Raw genomic sequence first — 15,692 nt, 5'->3', positions numbered from 1 at the left:
TGTGAGTAAACAGTGGATTGGCGGTATTCATGCCGTCATGCAAGCAATTGAACAAGGTTCAGTAAAAAAAATAGAAGTGGCAGAGAGAAAACACTCTAAAAAACTTCAGAGCGTTATTGATTATGCGAAAGAAAATCAATTGCCTATCGAAATGGTGCCATTATATGCTTTGGATATGAATTTGCCGGGTGTTAAGCATCAAGGTGTTGCCGCTTTGTGTGAAGTTATGCAAACGGCTCAAACCTGGCAACAAGCGATTCACGGGAAAGATAAGCCATTGATTCTTATTTTAGATGGTATTCAAGACCCGCATAATTTGGGCGCTTGTTTACGGAGTGCTTTAGCAGCTGGTGTTGACGCAGTATTGATGCCGAATAGCAGAAGTGCGGATATCACGCCAGTTGTGCATAAAGTTTCTTGCGGTGCATCTGAAGTTTTACCAATTTTCCGTGTACCGAATTTAAAACGCGAGATTGAGCAAATGAAAGCACAAGGCATTTGGATTGTTGGTGGCGCAGGTGAAGAAGCGCAGGTGCTGTATCAGGTAGATTTATCCACACCATTAGCTGTTATTGTGGGTAATGAAGGAGAGGGGATTCGTCACGGTTTGCGCGAGGCTTGCGATTATTTGGCAGCCATTCCTATGAGTGATGAAATGGAGAGTTTAAATGTGTCGGTGGCGTGCGGCATTATGCTGTTTGAAGTGCGTCGGCAGCGTTTTTTTCAATAGAAAATGCAAAAAATTGTTCATCGGCTCGCCATTTATCAATCAATCCTTTTAATCGCAACAGCATTAACTGCATGGTATGGGGCTTTTACTGAGCTATTTACGCATTTTGTTCCTTACTATGTCATCACCTATTTAGGTGCAGCGGTATTTGATAAGCGGGGGCGGTAGCTATGGCTAGCTTTGGCAAGCGTATTGGGCTTTTGGGCGAGTCGTGGTGCGGAAGAAAAACTCAATGTTTTATCTGATAAAGCAACTCGAACGTTCATTTTCTATAATAGTAAGGTGGATAACAGTAATAATGCCCATGATTGGCAAGTATTAGCGGATGAACAGCCAGATTTTTTAGCATTAGTAGAAGTAGATAAGCCACAAACCGTCAATTTATATTCCGTTTTTCCAAAAGGTTGTGGAACGTCATCTGAAGGTATTTTTGGAATAGTTTTGTTAGCGAAACAGCCTTTAGAAATTTGTGAAGTGAAAAAGATAGGATTTTTTCCATATATTCGAGCGATTGCTAATGGGGTGGCTTTACTATATTTTGCATCCACCCCCGCCAATAGGGGAACTGGCGACGGAAAATCATCAGTATTTGGCGCAAGTGGCGAAACGGATTGCTCAAGAATCGTTACCAGTAATGGTGGTAGGGGATTTTAACCAGAGTCCTTATAGTCCAAGCTATTTTCGCTTTAAGCGCGATATTCAAGGAAAGACATTGCTTGTCAATGGTTTGCCTACTTGGAAGCCTTTTTATCTACATATTGACCATGTATTTGTCAAAGGTTTATCCGCGCAGGCAAAAGGGCTAGATTGGCTACACTCAGACCATCGCCCAATTAAGATAGTTTATCTTAGTAAGTGATGCGTTTAGTGGAGCAGTAATTGAATAGCGAGGTAAAACATAAAAAGTCCTATCGCAAATTCTAAGCCTTGCCACATACGGGGATTGCTCAGTAGTGGGCGAAGCAAGCGTGCGCCATAGCCAAGACTAAAGAAAAAAATAAAGGAAGCCAGTGTTGCACCGATTGAAAAGGCGATTTGATAAGGGGAAAACTGGTTTGCAACGGTACCCAATAGTAAAACAGTATCTAAATAAACGTGTGGATTGAGCCATGTGAATGCTAAGGTGGTCAAAATAATGCGTTTACGAGAAAGCGCGGTGTGTTCGGTAAGAGTTAAAGCGTTATCCTGAGTGAAAGCGGCTTTCCAGCGTAAAAGTCCATAGGTAAATAAAAAGGCAGCGCCTAACCATGTCATGATTTTTTCGATATTGGGTGCATATTGCGCAATGCTACTCATCCCAAATATGCCTATTTGAATGAGTATAGCATCGGATAATGCGCAGATTAGGCAAACGATAAAGACGTGTTGCATCAATAAGCCTTGCCGCAAAACCATTAGGTTTTGTGCGCCAATGGCAAGTATGAGGGAAAAGCCAAAAAGTAAACCGTTAATTAGCGCATATATCATTGAATATGAGAAAGGAAATGAAAGATAGTTTAAAGTCTATCACAGATTAAATCCTGCGTTATCTTATTGAAAGCAGCATTTTTACTTGCACATTATGTAAAAAATGCGTAATTTGCGCTATTACAACAGTCTATTTAACTTTAGCTGAAGTGATCACTATTGCTAGAAATGGGCAATAGCGCAGGGAGCTATGATGTCAAGATTCTAAAGGTATTATCAATGGAAACGTCTTCTTTTCTGGACTGGCTACATAGTCAAGTCAATTTTTTGAGTGGTTATTTGTGGAATGGTCTGATTTTCTTATTATTAGGAACGGGCATTTTTTTTACGATTAGCACAGGTGTTGTGCAAATTCGCTTGTTAGGACGCAGTCTTAAAGAAATGTTTGCGAGCCGGCAAGGTGGAAATGATGTGCATGGTATTACGCCTTTTCAGGCATTTGTCACAGGATTAGCTAGTCGTGTTGGTGTAGGTAATATTGCGGGTGTTGCGATTGCTATTGCTGTTGGTGGGCCAGGTGCTGTGTTTTGGATGTGGATTACGGCTTTGATTGGGATGAGTTCGGCATTTGCGGAATCTTCGCTTGCGCAGTTGTTTAAGGTGCGTGATCACGATAATCAGCAATTCCGCGGAGGACCTGCTTATTATATTACTAAGGGATTAAGGCAGCGTTGGATGGCGGTTTTATTTGCGCTAAGTTTGATTTTAACATATGGGCTTGTTTTTAATGCGGTGCAAGCCAATACCATTACCCAAATTGCGGCTGCGACTTGGCAATGGGATGAAAAAACGGTAGGAATGGTGTTGTGTGTGTTAACGTTGCCAATTATTTTTGGCGGTATTCGGCGAATTGCAAAAGTGGCAGAAATTATTGTGCCAGTGATGGCGTTACTGTATTTGCTTTTAGCTTTTTATATTGTGATTAAAAATGTTGGTGTATTACCAGATGTATTGGCTTTGATTTTTAAAGATGCTTTTACGGCTAAATCGGCAAGTGGCGGATTTCTTGGCGGCATTATTTCAATTGCGATGATGAATGGTATCAAACGAGGGTTATATTCAAACGAAGCGGGTATGGGTTCGGCACCAAACGCAGCTGCGGCAGCAGATGTTTATCATCCTGTGAGTCAAGGACTTATTCAGATGCTCGGGGTTTTTGTGGATACGATGATTATTTGCTCTTGTACCGCATTTATTATTTTGCTCTCACCTTATGATAGTGTGACTCAGGAAGGTATTCAGTTAACCCAAGTGGCAATTGTGAACCATGTTGGTCAATGGGGTAGTATTTTCTTGACCATTGCTATTTTCCTTTTTGCGTATTCGACTATTATTGGTAATTATGCTTATGCAGAAAGCAATATTCAGTTTTTAAATAGCAACCAAGTCACAATGATAATTTTCCGTTTGTTAGTAGTGGGTATGGTCTTTTTTGGTGCCGTTACAAAAGTATCTCTCGTTTGGGATACCGCCGATTTGGTGATGGGCATAATGGCAGTTATTAACTTAGTGGCGATTTTATGGCTTTCTCCTTATGTGTGGCTATTGCTAAAAGACTATACACGTCAGCTTCGTCAAGGTTCTAAAGAACCTGTGTTTCAAATGAAGGAATATCCTAAGTTGCAAGGAAAGGTTGAGAAAGATATTTGGTAATCTCTCATCATTTACAATGTATCATTTTTCAGCGGCGCTAATGTTTAGCGCCGTTTTTTTAGGAGTAAAATAGCGTTAAATTCTCTAAATTGCAGATTTTCTCTTATCCACATTAGGGAATTTGACGGTATTTTTTCTAAGGCAGTAGAAAAGTATTTTATGATGATTAAGAATAATGCCCCTATAGGTTTGTTTGATTCTGGCATAGGCGGCACCAGTGTTTGGCGAGAAATTCAGCAGCGACTTCCCAGTGAATCAACTATTTTAATTGCAGACAGTGCAAATGCGCCGTATGGTGAACGCAGCCATGCGCAGATTATTGATTTATGTTGCCAAAATTGTGAAACGTTATTGGATAAAGGATGTAAGCTCATTGTGGTGGCGTGTAATACGGCAACGACTAATGCAATTCAAACGCTTAGAGCGCGTTATAAAGTTCCTTTTGTGGGGATAGAGCCAGCAGTTAAGCCTGCCGCAATTGTTAGCCATACGCGAAAAATTGGTATTTTGGCGACGAAAGGCACATTAAGTAGCGACTTTTTTCATCAACGTAGCGCTGAATTGATTAAAGCTTATCGTATTCAGCTGATTGAACAATGTGGAACGGGGATTGTCGAGCGTATTGAAGCAGGAAAATTAGATACAGAGGAAATGCGTGAGCATTTGCAATATTTATTAGCCCCTTTATTGGCGGCCAATATTGATATGTTGGTTTTGGGATGTACGCATTATCCTTATTTACGCGCGCAACTACGCACTATTTTGCCAATGAATATTAAAATTGTTGATGCTGAAGAAGCTGTTGCAAGACAAACTGCCCGCTTGTTAGCAGAAAATGATTTATTAGCAAATGAGCAACATCGTCCAGAGCATCAGTGGTTCAGTACGGGCGAAGTCGCAATATTAAAACAATTTGTTCCTGAGTATTGTCAGGTGGATGTTGCGCCATTGGTTCGATAAAGATTTTTTGATAAATTGAAGTTTCTTGAAAATGACTTTCGGTTTTTTACTGAAAGACTTTTCGGAAAGTAGAAAAATTTGTTACTATTCGCGCTCATGACTGCATTTAAAATGCAGGATTTTGTTAACTCTAGGAGTATATCTAATGGGACTTTTCGATTTTTTTAAAGATTCCGGCGAGGAAGTCATTGAGAAAGAAGCTGCTGCACCGGAGAAAAGTGCGGAAGAGTTGAGCCAAGAAGCGGCAAATGCCATTCGTACCTATATTGAAAATCAAAATCTCAATATTGAAAATTTGAAAGTAAGTTTTGTGGCTGCTGAAGGTAAAGTAACTTTAGAAGGAACAGCACTCACTCAAGAGGCTAGCGAGAAAGCTGCATTGGCAGCGGGAAATATTAAAGGGATTTCCAATGTCGAAAATAATTTGAGTATTGCTGAAACAAGTGCTGATGAGTCAGTGCAATACCATGATGTTAAAGGAGGGGAAACACTTTCCTCTATTGCTAAGCAATACTATGGTGATGCGAATCAATACATGAAAATTTTTGAAGCCAATAAACCAATGTTGACCAATCCGGATAAAATCTATCCAGGACAAAAATTAAGAATTCCATCATAAAAAATCCTGATAATAAAAAAGCCAGCGTAAACTGGCTTTTTTATTAATGAGAAGGTTTGGATGGTGTGGCATGCGGTAAAGCATGTTTGACAACTTTTCCAATCGTTAAACCCTGAATAAGAATAGAAAAACATACAATCGCATAAGTCAAAGTCAGCAAAATATTTCGTGGTTCGCCAGAGGGAAGCGATAAGACTAATGCCACAGAAATTCCGCCACGTAATCCGCCCCAAGTAAAAATTTTCCAAGCCGTTTTAGGAACGCGCAAATCTCGGTGTAAAGAAGCTGTTGTTAACCCGACAACGACCCAACGAGCAAATAAGGCAATGAAAATCGTTAATCCTGCTGCAAATAAAACATTAATATTTGAAGCAATAATCATAATTTCTAGCCCAATAAGAACAAATAAAACGGCATTGAGAATTTCATCGATTAGCTCCCAAAATAAATCAACATAGCGACGAGTAATATCACTCATCGCATATTCTCGTCCGTGATTTCCAATCAATAATCCTGCAATAACCATCGCCAATGGACCTGATAGATGCCATTGACTTGCCAAAGCATATCCACCAACGACCAGTGCTAAAGTAATCAATACTTCTGTTTGATAGCTATCAATACTTTTAAGCAGATAATATCCAATACCGCCTAAAACCGCGCCGAATAATAATCCGCCGCCAGCTTCATGCAGTAATAATTCTCCTGCTTCATGTAGATTTGGCACATGATGGCTGCTTAAAATTCCTAGTAATAAGGTAAAAACAACGACGCCAATCCCGTCATTGAATAAAGATTCTCCAGCAATAATGGTTTCTACGCTTTTAGGTGCGCCGGCAGATTTTAAAATGCCCATCACGGCAATCGGGTCTGTAGGAGAAATTAGAGCGCCAAAAATCAAACACCAAATAAAGGGTAATGATAGTCCCAATAAAGGCAGTAAATAATAGGTTAATACCGCGACAATGCCAGCAGAAACGAGGGTTCCGATAATAGCAAGCGCACCAACCCACAATTTATAATCGCGTAAATCAGCGAGTTTGACGTGCATAGCACCAGCAAATAATAATAAAGACAACATCCCGTCCATTAACAGTTCGGTAAAATCAATGTGTTGTAATAATGTTTTTTCAAATTGTGCAGGCGCGGTAATACCAAAGCGGTGCAAGATAATTAGCAGTAAAGATAACAATAGGGAAATAAACATGACGCCAATGGTGGTTGGCAGTCCAATAAAACGGTGGTTAATATAGGCGAAAGCAGCAGTTAAGCTGAGGAAAATAGCGATAATATCAATGAGCGACATGGTAAAAAAAGATAATGAAAAGCCTATTATATAACCGCTACAAAAGTTTTTTTATGATTATGCTCATGAAAAATAGGTTTGAAATAGCGTTCTGAAGTTGAGGAAAACGACGAGAGAAACTGTGTTAATAAAGGTTTTCGTTTACAATGACGAGTTTTATATTGGATAGGATGATGCGTGTAGGAACAGTAGTAATCGGTTTATTATGGTTAGTTGCAAATGCTGATGAACCGCCTGTGGCTTTGTTACCTGATAAAGGTAGCGTGGGTAGTGAAGAAGCGTTATTGCGTTCGGCTGCACAGCAGGTTCAGCAAGCCACCCCACCGGTTTTAACTAATATTTCTTCTACAGCTTCAGCGAATCAAACGCCTCCACCATGGTCAGGCTATAAAGCGGCAGAATCTTTAGCAACCAATGGTAATCCAGAGTTAGCATTGAAACAGCTAGAAGGACGCTTGGTTTCTGCGCCAAATGATGCAAAAGCAGCTTATTTAAAAGGATTGATTTTAATGCAATTAGGACGCAGTGAAGATGCTGAGCGCTGGTTTAAAATGATGCAAAGTAATTTTCCTAATTTGCCTCAGCCATATAATGCATTAGCAGTAATTTATACGGGTAGAGGGGATTTGTTATCTGCTGAAAATACTTTGCAAGCGTTACTTGCGCAAAATCCGAATCATCGCAGCGCACACATTAATTTAGCCAATATTTATTTGAAATTAGCACAAGAAAATTATCAAAAAGCCTTGGATTTAAATCCAAAAGATGCGGCAGTAGCGCAAAAGTTGAAAGCGCTTGAAGCCTTGAATTAACTGTTAGGAATGTATATTTATGAATGAAGAACAAAAGAAAGCTTTAAATGCCGTATTAGGTCATTTGGATAAGCAATATGGAAAAGGAACGGTCATGCGTTTGGGAGATCAAACTGAGCGGCATGATGTAGAAGCGATTTCTACGGGGTCTTTGGGATTGGATATCGCGTTGGGCATTGGTGGACTACCTAAGGGGCGAATTGTTGAGATTTACGGTCCAGAATCATCAGGTAAAACAACCATGATGTTGCAAGTGATTGCAGAAGCGCAAAAATCAGGTGGAACAGCGGCATTTATTGATGCAGAACATGCTTTAGATCCCGTCTATGCGAAAAAGCTAGGGGTCAATATTGAGGATTTATACGTTACCCAACCTGATAATGGCGAACAAGCACTTGAAATTACGGATGCTTTAGTGCGTTCTGGTGCATTTGATGTCATTGTGGTGGATTCTGTTGCAGCTTTGACGCCAAAAGCAGAAATTGAAGGCGATATGGGGGATTCTCATATGGGCTTACAAGCGCGCTTAATGAGCCAAGCATTGCGTAAGCTAACGGGGCATATTAAGAAAGCAAATACGCTCGTAGTCTTCATTAACCAAATTCGGATGAAAATTGGCGTAATGTTTGGTTCACCAGAAACGACGACTGGTGGGAATGCGTTAAAGTTTTATGCTTCTGTGCGCATGGATATTCGTCGAATTGGTTCGGTCAAGGATGGCGATGAGGTGTTAGGCAATGAAACGCGTGTTAAGGTAGTCAAAAATAAGGTTGCGCCACCTTTTAAGCAAGCAGAATTTGAAATTCTTTATGGAGAAGGTGTTTCCCATGAAGGAGAGGTTATTAAGCTAGGGGTTGATGCTGGTATTATCCAAAAATCAGGTGCTTGGTACTCTTATAATGATGAGAAGATTGGACAAGGCAAGGAAAAGGTTCGCTTGTTCTTAAAAGAAAATCCTGAAATTGCACAAAAAATTGAAGTACAAATTCGAGAAAAATTTATTGGTGGAGAAATGCAGTTACCTGAAGCGCATGAAGATGATACCGATATCTCGAGTGTAGAGAATGCTGACGAATAATTCGGAATTAGATGCAGAGGCTTTCCGTGCATTTGAAGCATTATGTGTAGAGGCTTTGGCGCGACGAGAACATAGTCGTGCTGAGCTATCGGCAAAAGCCAAGGATTCTATTCCAGCGGAAGTGATAGAAGCGGTTTTAAATCAATTAGCGGAAAAGGGTTGGCAAAGTGATGAGCGTTTTGCACAAACGTATATCCGCAGTAAAGCGATGCGTGGAGATGGACCTTTAAAGATTCGGCAATCGCTCAAGCAGCGTGGAATAGATGAGAGTTTGATTCGAGATACGTTAGAATCAGAAGATTGGTTTGCGCGTGCCAGTGAGGTTTATGCAAAGAAATATGCTCAACCGACTAAAGATGCTAAGGAACGCGCAAAGCGTCAACGGTTTTTAGCACAACGCGGCTTTACTTTTGAGCAGTATCAAGCCGCAGAAGAAGATAATCAATAAGGATAAATTTAGTGCTGACACATAGCAGCACAAAGTTCGGTATAGTTGTGAGTATTGTCAGGCGTTAATAAGCCATGACGAATCGCACAATCAATCATCACAATGGCCGAGTTGTATTTAAAGGTTTCTGGTTGGTTTTCTAGTTGTACTAAGACCTCTTCTATCGGTAAGCAGTAAAACGCGGCGACTTCTCCGTCGGTATTGTGCGGTGTAAAGCTTTCAGGTAGCCAAAGGTCATAATGAAACATAACATCCGCACGTATGCCGTTATCAACTTCATGGTAATAACTACTGACTCCACAAGCAATGGCTTTTCGACTTAGCTCAAAGGGGATAGCGGCTTCTTCCGCACATTCTTTTTGTAGGTTATCAAATGCGCTGATGCCATAAGGTAATCCACCAGCGGCAATTTGATCCAGTTTGTTGGGGGAAGTTGGTTTGTTCGCTGCTCGACGCGCAATCCACATATAGATTCGGTCGGCTTTTTTAACGAGTCCATTAAGGTGAACGCCATAGCCTTTACATCCCAATATAGGTAAGGCAGCACGCTCAATAAGCGCGTACGGTGTGCTATTGTAGGCAGAGGCAATGGGATAAAGTTCATCACGCCAACCATGAACAAAGCCCGTTTTCTCCATTTTTTGAGTAATTTCTGCTAAGAATGCGCTGTTTTCATCAAAATTACCAATAGGTTGCCAGTAAAGGCAGTCTTCTTTTTCTGTGAACGTTAGTCCGTAGTCCGCAAGGGTAGCACGCAAGGTTCGGCGAATGTATCCTATGTGATGGTTATGAATATACCAAGGCTGGTAATCGCTTAGCTTGGCGTTATTTGCGTAGGTAAAGGAATCAATGAGCGGCATCTTTATGGAAAATCCGGCTGTTGTAATAAAGTAAGGGTCCACGTTCAGGATAAATGTGGCTTTCTTGGATTTCTGCGATAAAAATGTCGTGATCACCTTGAGCAAGGCGATTAACGATGTTGACAACTAAATTGGCTTGTGCATTTTTTAGCATGGGTAGAGCGGCATTATTGGCTGTTGAGAGGTGCTCTTCTAACTGACTACGATCACCGCTTGCAAACTGGTAGGCTAAGTCGGTTTGTCCTTCGGCGAGAATGTTGATGATGAGCGTTTTTTGCTCGCATAATTCTGGATAAATATAGGCGTCTTGATCAATACAAAATAAAACCAAAGGTGGATGTAGGGATAGAGAGGAAAACGCGCTAACAGTGATTCCTTGTACTGGCGTATCGGCTCCTTTCCACGTTAGAACCGTAATTCCGCTAGCAAATAGGCGCATAGCTGCTTTAAATTCATGTGCATCAATCATAAGCAATGGTTAAATTGGTTAAGGTAAAGACTTATGATAAGCGAAAATGTTTAAAAAGGAAAAAACACAGGCACTAATATAATGGCTATAGCACCATAAATCAGGGTGAGCGGAAAGCCTGTTCGAATAAAGTCTATTATTTTGTAATTGCCTGGAGAGTAGACCATGAGATGCGTTTGATAGCCAAATGGCATGAGAAAGCAAGCGCTTGCGGCATAAGCAACAATCATAACAAATGGCATGATATCAACTTGATAGGCATTAGCGGTAGAGATGGCGATCGGAACGACAATAGCTGCTGCGGCGTTGTTGGTAATGGCTTCAGTGAGTAAGACGGTGAGGAAATAAATGGCAATAAGTGCGCCATATATGCCCATTTTGGAGAAGAGGTGTTGCATAGTTTCTCCAATAATATCAGCAGCACCTGAGTTTATAAGCGCTTCAGAAAGCGCTAATGAAGAGCCAATGATGATGAGTAAGTCAAATGGAAAACAGCTTTTAAGGTCTTGTATCTCTAGTGTTTTGCTAATAATTAAGGCGCCAAGTAACAATATTAGAGCGTTAATCAGCGGTATCAGCCCAATAGCAGCGCTAAAAATGGCAGCTAAAAAGCCTATAATGACAAAAGTACTTCTTTTAGGGCTAAGCGTTTTGCGAATGGCTTTTTCATTGAGAATGGCGAAGTTACGTTCAATGTTGGTTTGGTCGTAAAAATCTGCACTGGTGGCTAAAATGAGGTTATCTCCTGTTTTTATCTGAATATTGCCCAAATTGCCGGTAAGGCGTTTACCGCGGCGATGAATAGCGACAATACCCGCGTTAAACATACTGCGAAAATCAAGTGTTTGTAAGGTTTGATTGATGATACAAGCATTGGGTAAGACAATCACTTCTGTTAGATTTCCCGTGAGTAAATCATCAATTTTTTCGCCTAAGATACGAAGATGATGATGCTTTCGTAAGTCGCTTAGATGTTCGGCAGCACCTGTAAAAATCAGGTTGTCATTTGCTTGGATGATTTCTGTTGGACTAACAGGGCTAATTAGGCGTCCAGCGCGTTCTATTTCTAATAGGAACATCCCATTTAAATCGTGTAATTGGTTATCACGGACGCTTTTGCCAATGAGAGGGCAATTTTTTTCTACGAGTGCATTTAGAAAGTAAGTTTTATCAACGGGTAAGCGATTAGGCGCTCGCTCGGTAAGTCGCTTGCTCAAGAAAAAAAGCAGAGGTAAGCAAATAAAAGCAATAGGCAGTCCGACAGCTGCGAAAGCAAACAGCCCAATCGGGGCATGACCTGCTTTTATGACAAAAGAGTTTACAATGAGATTGGTTGAGGTTCCAATTAGAGTGGTGATACCGCCGATGATTGAGGCATAAGATAGCGGAATGAGTAGGCGAGAGGGATTTAGGCGATGTTGGCGCGCAACGGTAGAAATAAAGGCAGAAACCACTGCGGTATTGTTGATAAATGCTGATAAGAGAGAGGAAAAGCCAATTAGGCGGATAAGCGAGTGGCTTTCATTACGGGTAATTAAATGTCTGGCAGCATAGTTGATGACAGAGGTTCGTTCAATTGCTGTTGAGATGAGTAGTAGCAGTATGAGAGAAATTAAGGTAGGGTTGACGTAGCTGGTTAGAAAACTTTCTAAGCTAATAATCCCTAGTAATTGGAAGATAAAAGCCATTGAGAAAAAGGCTAAAGAGGGGGCAACAACATCACTAATCAGTAGGATGAGTAATAATGGAATGCAAATTAATACAAGATAAGCCATAGTCGCCCCGAAAATGAGAAAGATTAAACAGTATAGCTGTAGATTTGAGAATGTCAGCTATCAATCATTTTTCGGTAGATTGGAAAGTTTAGCTTATGCTATTAAAAGCGTATATAATCAATATGCAATGATGATGAAAACTGGGAGGCAACATGATTTTAGTTCCAGGTGGTGCGGGCTATATTGGTTCACATACCGTTTTATTATTGCTACAAGCAGGATATGACGTTGTAGTTGTAGATGATTTATCTAATAGCAGTGAAAAAGCGCTAAAGCGGGTAGAGCAGTTAGCAAGGAAAAATCTCACTTTTATTAAAGGTGATATTCGTGATAGAGCATTGTTAGATAAGATTTTCGCAGAGTTTGGTATTCGCGCTGTGATGAATTTTGCTGGGCTGAAAGCCGTAGGCGAAAGTATAGAAAAACCGTTGGAATACTATCATTGCAATGTCTATGGCGCAGTCACTTTATTGCAAGCCATGCAGGAAGCAAACGTAAAAACCTTTGTTTTTAGCTCTTCGGCAACGGTTTATGGCGAACCAAAAGAAATGCCCATTAAAGAAACCTGCCCAACTAGCAAACCCACCAATCCTTACGGTCGCACAAAGTTGATGATTGAAGAGATTTTAGAAGATTTAATCAAAGCTGACCCGCAATGGCATATTGCGACACTGCGCTATTTTAATCCTGTTGGTGCGCATGAAAGCGGACAAATCGGGGAAGACCCTAATGGTATTCCAAATAATTTATTGCCGTATATTGCCAAAGTAGCCGTCGGCGCATTGCCTGAACTATCTGTTTTTGGTAATGATTATCCAACAAAAGATGGAACAGGCGTTCGAGATTACATTCATGTGATGGATTTAGCGCAAGGGCATTTGGATGCATTGGCAGAAATCGAAAAAGCACCGGGATTGCGTGTGTGGAATTTAGGCACAGGCAATGGTTATTCGGTATTAGAAATGGTTAGCGCATTTGAAAAAGCCAGTGGAAAACTGCTTCCTTATAAAATTGCGCCTCGTCGGGCGGGAGATATTGCCATTTGTTATGCCGATCCAAGTAAGGCAAAAGCAGAGTTAGGCTGGCAAGCCAAACGTGGACTTTCTGAAATGATGGCAGATACTTGGCGCTGGCAGTCTCATAACCCTAATGGATACAAAGTATAAGATAAAAGAGAGAAAATAATGAAAGTTACCGTTGTTGGCACGGGCTATGTCGGTTTATCTAATGCTTTATTGTTGGCACAGCATTATCCCGTCTTTGCGCTTGATATTGACCAAGCGCGAGTAGATGCTTTAAAACAACGCCAAGCGCCGATTAAAGATGCGGAAATAGAAGCCTTTTTAGCAGATGAACAATTATCTTTTATACCAACAACCGATAAACTTACTGCTTATGCAGAGGCGGATTATGTGGTGATTGCTACCCCTACCGACTATGATACGCGGACAGGGTATTTTAATACGCGCTCAGTCGAGTCAGTTATTGCTGATGCGCTCCAATATGCGCCACAAGCGACCATTATTATCAAATCAACCGTTCCCGTTGGTTTTACTGCTGATATGTGTGCTAGGCATCAAGCAGATAATATTATTTTTTCACCAGAGTTTTTAAGAGAAGGGAAGGCGCTTTACGATAATCTTTATCCTTCGCGCATTATCATTGGAAGCCATGATGAGGCAGGAAAAATTTTTGCTGATATGTTAGAGCGCTGCGCGCACAAGCAACATATTGTGAAAATTTTTACCCATAGCACAGAGGCAGAGGCAGTTAAACTATTTGCCAATACTTATTTAGCGATGCGGGTAAGCTTTTTTAATGAATTAGATTCTTATGCAGAAGCATTGGGATTAAATAGTCGTGAAATTATTACGGGCGTATGTGCTGACCCAAGAATTGGCGATTATTACAATAATCCATCTTTTGGTTATGGTGGGTATTGTTTACCAAAAGATACTAAGCAGCTATTGGCAAATTTTCGAGATATTCCGAATAACTTAATTGAATCAATCGTAAAGTCTAATGATACGCGTAAGCAGACCATTGCCGATAATATTTTAAAACGTCAACCCAAAACAGTCGGTGTATATCGTCTAGTAATGAAGCAAGGTTCAGATAACTTTCGGGCGTCAGCGATTTTAGATGTCATGGACTTATTAGCAAAAGAAGGGATAGAAGTGATTATTTATGAGCCCACTTTAAGCGGTGCCGCTTTTGAAGGCTACCGCTTAATTGGGTCGCTAGCATCATTTAAAGCGCAATCAGAAGTCATTATTAGTAATCGTTTTGATTCTGTATTAGCAGATGTTGTGGACAAACTTTATACGCGAGATTTATTCGGCAGCGACTGATGGCGCATCCGTATCGGGCTGAAAATTAAAATACGTGTAAAAATAGCCAGATGCCTCGTTGATGCGAAAAGTCATATCGCTGTCTTCATCCACATACCCCGAAGCCACAATTAAATTTAGCAATTTCTCATCGCTAATCTCGCGGGTTTCTGAAAGTGGCACAATAATTGAGCTAAAAGTTAAGCGCTGCGCGGCGCTATAGCATTTTTGATAAAGCCCTGTATATTCAAATAATGGAAATTCGTGCTGCTCAATTACAACGGTATCCGATAATAATTGAACTTTTGAAAAATCTGCCATGTTGTTTCCTTAAATCATTTATTTTATCGTATTTTTTCCATCTAAATAAATGTGTTTAAATTTTTCTATATTTTTCTCAATCAGTTTTACAATAGTTTTTATTGTATGACTCGTATGGAGGCAGAATGGGAATTACGTTATCCAATCAACTTTGAATACTAGCAATTGATGACTTTGGTGTGCAATGGATGAGCTTAAAGTCAGTAAAGGATGTGAACGTTTATGGCAGGGATGATGCTTGGTAGGGAGCGTCGAGTACCTTTGTTATTTCCCATTGTAGGAAAGTTTTATGAAGATAGTTTTCGTCATGCGGGTATTTCTTATGCAATGCGTCAGCATGGATTTGCACGGGATAGCCAATGGAAATTGATAGCGCATACATCAGAAAGCTGTTGCTTTATGTTAGAAGCGAGCGTTACCACACATAAAAATTATCCTTTTGTGTATCGGTTGGAAATGGAAACGTGGCTAAAGAAAAATACGATTTTAACGCAATATTGCTCAGCGAATCTTGATAGTACTCAAATGCTTTATGCCTCTATAGTAGGACTCCCAAAAAATACATACAAAACTTTGGGATATTAGGCTGTTTTTAAAGTGGATATTGAGTTAATGTTGTATACATTTTTTGGGAAGCTAGCTATAGTCCTAGTATAAATTATCTACTTAATCAGGTATTTATAGTAACTCTAGAAAAGGAGAATACCCTTATTTATCATTCAAATACTGGCAAAATTACAGCGGAATTGTTAGACGATAATGGAGAGCAAGTCATTTGTGGAAGTAAGGATTTACCATTTTTAGGTATTTGGTCTCCGGTTAAATCTCAGCAAACGGCACCATTTGAGACCTTTGCAAAAAAAC

At 40.4% G+C, this 15,692-nt stretch carries 19 protein-coding genes; 13 read left to right on the top strand and 6 right to left on the bottom strand.

Annotated features, from left to right (window positions below):
• The first annotated feature begins 1 nt into the window (after nucleotide 1).
• From rlmB to A5N85_RS00565, 4 genes are read left to right on the top strand one after another with little or no spacing between them, the layout of a single operon-like run.
• Nucleotides 2-730: a 23S rRNA (guanosine(2251)-2'-O)-methyltransferase RlmB gene (gene rlmB, locus A5N85_RS00575; protein ID WP_072575476.1), complete on the top strand. Its 729-nt coding sequence runs from the start codon at nucleotides 2-4 to the stop codon at nucleotides 728-730.
• Nucleotides 731-733: 3 nt separating this feature from the next.
• Complete coding sequence (locus A5N85_RS15505; protein ID WP_169818592.1) at nucleotides 734-898, top strand: hypothetical protein; 165 nt, start codon at nucleotides 734-736, stop codon at nucleotides 896-898.
• 12 nt (nucleotides 899-910) lie between these two features.
• The gene (locus A5N85_RS00570) at nucleotides 911-1,384 is read left to right on the top strand and encodes a hypothetical protein (protein ID WP_115305798.1); all 474 of its coding nucleotides are present in this window, start codon (nucleotides 911-913) and stop codon (nucleotides 1,382-1,384) included.
• A complete protein-coding gene (locus tag A5N85_RS00565) occupies nucleotides 1,329-1,589 on the top strand; it encodes an endonuclease/exonuclease/phosphatase family protein (protein ID WP_143143133.1) in 261 nt (86 codons plus the stop codon). Before A5N85_RS00570 ends, A5N85_RS00565 begins: the two co-directional genes overlap by 56 nt.
• Before the next feature lie 5 nt (nucleotides 1,590-1,594).
• Here A5N85_RS00565 and A5N85_RS00560 read toward each other — a convergent pair whose 3' ends face one another.
• A complete protein-coding gene (locus A5N85_RS00560; RefSeq protein ID WP_072575473.1) occupies nucleotides 1,595-2,197 on the bottom strand; it encodes a LysE/ArgO family amino acid transporter in 603 nt (200 codons plus the stop codon).
• Nucleotides 2,198-2,416: 219 nt separating this feature from the next.
• On the opposite strand from A5N85_RS00560, the gene A5N85_RS00555 reads away from it, so the two are divergent.
• The 3 genes from A5N85_RS00555 to lysM all read left to right on the top strand — a co-directional run bounded on the left by A5N85_RS00555 (nucleotide 2,417) and on the right by lysM (nucleotide 5,429).
• Nucleotides 2,417-3,850 (top strand): alanine/glycine:cation symporter family protein, encoded by a 1,434-nt coding sequence (locus A5N85_RS00555; protein ID WP_072575472.1) that lies wholly within the window; start codon nucleotides 2,417-2,419, stop codon nucleotides 3,848-3,850.
• A 159-nt stretch (nucleotides 3,851-4,009) separates the two neighbouring features.
• The gene (gene murI, locus A5N85_RS00550) at nucleotides 4,010-4,810 is read left to right on the top strand and encodes a glutamate racemase (RefSeq protein WP_245935940.1); all 801 of its coding nucleotides are present in this window, start codon (nucleotides 4,010-4,012) and stop codon (nucleotides 4,808-4,810) included.
• 145 nt (nucleotides 4,811-4,955) lie between these two features.
• A complete protein-coding gene (gene lysM, locus A5N85_RS00545) occupies nucleotides 4,956-5,429 on the top strand; it encodes a peptidoglycan-binding protein LysM (protein WP_072575471.1) in 474 nt (157 codons plus the stop codon).
• 43 nt (nucleotides 5,430-5,472) lie between these two features.
• On the opposite strand, the gene A5N85_RS00540 is transcribed toward lysM, so the two are convergent.
• A complete protein-coding gene (locus tag A5N85_RS00540) occupies nucleotides 5,473-6,735 on the bottom strand; it encodes a cation:proton antiporter (protein WP_072575470.1) in 1,263 nt (420 codons plus the stop codon).
• A gap of 146 nt (nucleotides 6,736-6,881) precedes the next feature.
• Between A5N85_RS00540 and A5N85_RS00535 the strand changes: the two genes are divergently transcribed.
• From A5N85_RS00535 to A5N85_RS00525, 3 genes are read left to right on the top strand one after another with little or no spacing between them, the layout of a single operon-like run.
• Nucleotides 6,882-7,547 (top strand): tetratricopeptide repeat protein, encoded by a 666-nt coding sequence (locus A5N85_RS00535; protein WP_084601447.1) that lies wholly within the window; start codon nucleotides 6,882-6,884, stop codon nucleotides 7,545-7,547.
• Between the two features lie 19 nt (nucleotides 7,548-7,566).
• Complete coding sequence (gene recA, locus A5N85_RS00530; RefSeq protein WP_072575468.1) at nucleotides 7,567-8,625, top strand: recombinase RecA; 1,059 nt, start codon at nucleotides 7,567-7,569, stop codon at nucleotides 8,623-8,625.
• Nucleotides 8,612-9,073: a regulatory protein RecX gene (locus A5N85_RS00525; RefSeq protein WP_072575467.1), complete on the top strand. Its 462-nt coding sequence runs from the start codon at nucleotides 8,612-8,614 to the stop codon at nucleotides 9,071-9,073. Before recA ends, A5N85_RS00525 begins: the two co-directional genes overlap by 14 nt.
• Before the next feature lie 8 nt (nucleotides 9,074-9,081).
• Here the strand turns inward: A5N85_RS00525 and A5N85_RS00520 are convergent, their stop codons facing one another.
• The 3 genes from A5N85_RS00520 to A5N85_RS00510 are packed head-to-tail and all read right to left on the bottom strand — an operon-like array spanning nucleotide 9,082 to nucleotide 12,177.
• Nucleotides 9,082-9,933 carry an NUDIX hydrolase gene (locus tag A5N85_RS00520; RefSeq protein ID WP_072575466.1) on the bottom strand — a complete coding sequence of 284 codons (852 nt, stop codon included), beginning with the start codon at nucleotides 9,931-9,933 and terminating at the stop codon, nucleotides 9,082-9,084.
• On the bottom strand, nucleotides 9,920-10,402 hold the full coding sequence (locus tag A5N85_RS00515) for a flavin reductase family protein (protein WP_072575465.1): 483 nt from the start codon (nucleotides 10,400-10,402) through the stop codon (nucleotides 9,920-9,922). The genes A5N85_RS00520 and A5N85_RS00515 overlap by 14 nt, the downstream gene beginning before the upstream one ends.
• 50 nt (nucleotides 10,403-10,452) lie before the next feature.
• The gene (locus A5N85_RS00510; RefSeq protein ID WP_072575464.1) at nucleotides 10,453-12,177 is read right to left on the bottom strand and encodes an SLC13 family permease; all 1,725 of its coding nucleotides are present in this window, start codon (nucleotides 12,175-12,177) and stop codon (nucleotides 10,453-10,455) included.
• Between the two features lie 152 nt (nucleotides 12,178-12,329).
• Between A5N85_RS00510 and galE the strand changes: the two genes are divergently transcribed.
• Entirely contained in the window at nucleotides 12,330-13,343 is a 1,014-nt protein-coding gene (galE, locus tag A5N85_RS00505) for a UDP-glucose 4-epimerase GalE (protein ID WP_072575463.1), read from the top strand.
• An 18-nt stretch (nucleotides 13,344-13,361) separates the two neighbouring features.
• Nucleotides 13,362-14,528 (top strand): nucleotide sugar dehydrogenase, encoded by a 1,167-nt coding sequence (locus A5N85_RS00500; RefSeq protein ID WP_072575462.1) that lies wholly within the window; start codon nucleotides 13,362-13,364, stop codon nucleotides 14,526-14,528.
• Here the strand turns inward: A5N85_RS00500 and A5N85_RS00495 are convergent.
• Nucleotides 14,511-14,828: a hypothetical protein gene (locus tag A5N85_RS00495; protein WP_072575461.1), complete on the bottom strand. Its 318-nt coding sequence runs from the start codon at nucleotides 14,826-14,828 to the stop codon at nucleotides 14,511-14,513. The two genes, A5N85_RS00500 and A5N85_RS00495, sit on opposite strands and share 18 nt — an antisense overlap.
• A gap of 222 nt (nucleotides 14,829-15,050) precedes the next feature.
• Here A5N85_RS00495 and A5N85_RS00490 point away from each other — a divergent pair, with 222 nt between their 5' ends.
• On the top strand, nucleotides 15,051-15,413 hold the full coding sequence (locus A5N85_RS00490; protein ID WP_072575460.1) for an aldose epimerase family protein: 363 nt from the start codon (nucleotides 15,051-15,053) through the stop codon (nucleotides 15,411-15,413).
• Nucleotides 15,414-15,692 lie beyond the last annotated feature (279 nt).

Origin of the sequence: Suttonella ornithocola, from assembly GCF_001889065.1 — a bacterium.
Taxonomy (GTDB): Bacteria; Pseudomonadota; Gammaproteobacteria; order Cardiobacteriales; family Cardiobacteriaceae; genus Suttonella_A; species Suttonella_A ornithocola.
Note: the sequence above shows the minus strand (reverse complement) of the source record. Positions and strands in the feature narration are given on the sequence as shown.

What these genes read in the sequence shown, in the direction of transcription:
- A5N85_RS00525 (WP_072575467.1), top strand. Translation starts at nt 8,612, where the DNA reads ATGCTGACGAATAATTCGGAATTAGATGCAGAGGCTTTCCGTGCATTT.
- A5N85_RS00520 (WP_072575466.1), bottom strand. Translation starts at nt 9,933, where the DNA reads ATGCCGCTCATTGATTCCTTTACCTACGCAAATAACGCCAAGCTAAGC.
- A5N85_RS00515 (WP_072575465.1), bottom strand. Translation starts at nt 10,402, where the DNA reads ATGATTGATGCACATGAATTTAAAGCAGCTATGCGCCTATTTGCTAGC.
- A5N85_RS00510 (WP_072575464.1), bottom strand. Translation starts at nt 12,177, where the DNA reads ATGGCTTATCTTGTATTAATTTGCATTCCATTATTACTCATCCTACTG.
- A5N85_RS00490 (WP_072575460.1), top strand. Translation starts at nt 15,051, where the DNA reads ATGGCAGGGATGATGCTTGGTAGGGAGCGTCGAGTACCTTTGTTATTT.
- galE (WP_072575463.1), top strand. Translation starts at nt 12,330, where the DNA reads ATGATTTTAGTTCCAGGTGGTGCGGGCTATATTGGTTCACATACCGTT.
- A5N85_RS00540 (WP_072575470.1), bottom strand. Translation starts at nt 6,735, where the DNA reads ATGTCGCTCATTGATATTATCGCTATTTTCCTCAGCTTAACTGCTGCT.
- A5N85_RS00535 (WP_084601447.1), top strand. Translation starts at nt 6,882, where the DNA reads ATGACGAGTTTTATATTGGATAGGATGATGCGTGTAGGAACAGTAGTA.
- murI (WP_245935940.1), top strand. Translation starts at nt 4,010, where the DNA reads ATGATGATTAAGAATAATGCCCCTATAGGTTTGTTTGATTCTGGCATA.
- A5N85_RS00495 (WP_072575461.1), bottom strand. Translation starts at nt 14,828, where the DNA reads ATGGCAGATTTTTCAAAAGTTCAATTATTATCGGATACCGTTGTAATT.
- recA (WP_072575468.1), top strand. Translation starts at nt 7,567, where the DNA reads ATGAATGAAGAACAAAAGAAAGCTTTAAATGCCGTATTAGGTCATTTG.
- lysM (WP_072575471.1), top strand. Translation starts at nt 4,956, where the DNA reads ATGGGACTTTTCGATTTTTTTAAAGATTCCGGCGAGGAAGTCATTGAG.
- A5N85_RS00500 (WP_072575462.1), top strand. Translation starts at nt 13,362, where the DNA reads ATGAAAGTTACCGTTGTTGGCACGGGCTATGTCGGTTTATCTAATGCT.
- A5N85_RS00560 (WP_072575473.1), bottom strand. Translation starts at nt 2,197, where the DNA reads ATGATATATGCGCTAATTAACGGTTTACTTTTTGGCTTTTCCCTCATA.
- A5N85_RS00555 (WP_072575472.1), top strand. Translation starts at nt 2,417, where the DNA reads ATGGAAACGTCTTCTTTTCTGGACTGGCTACATAGTCAAGTCAATTTT.
- A5N85_RS15505 (WP_169818592.1), top strand. Translation starts at nt 734, where the DNA reads ATGCAAAAAATTGTTCATCGGCTCGCCATTTATCAATCAATCCTTTTA.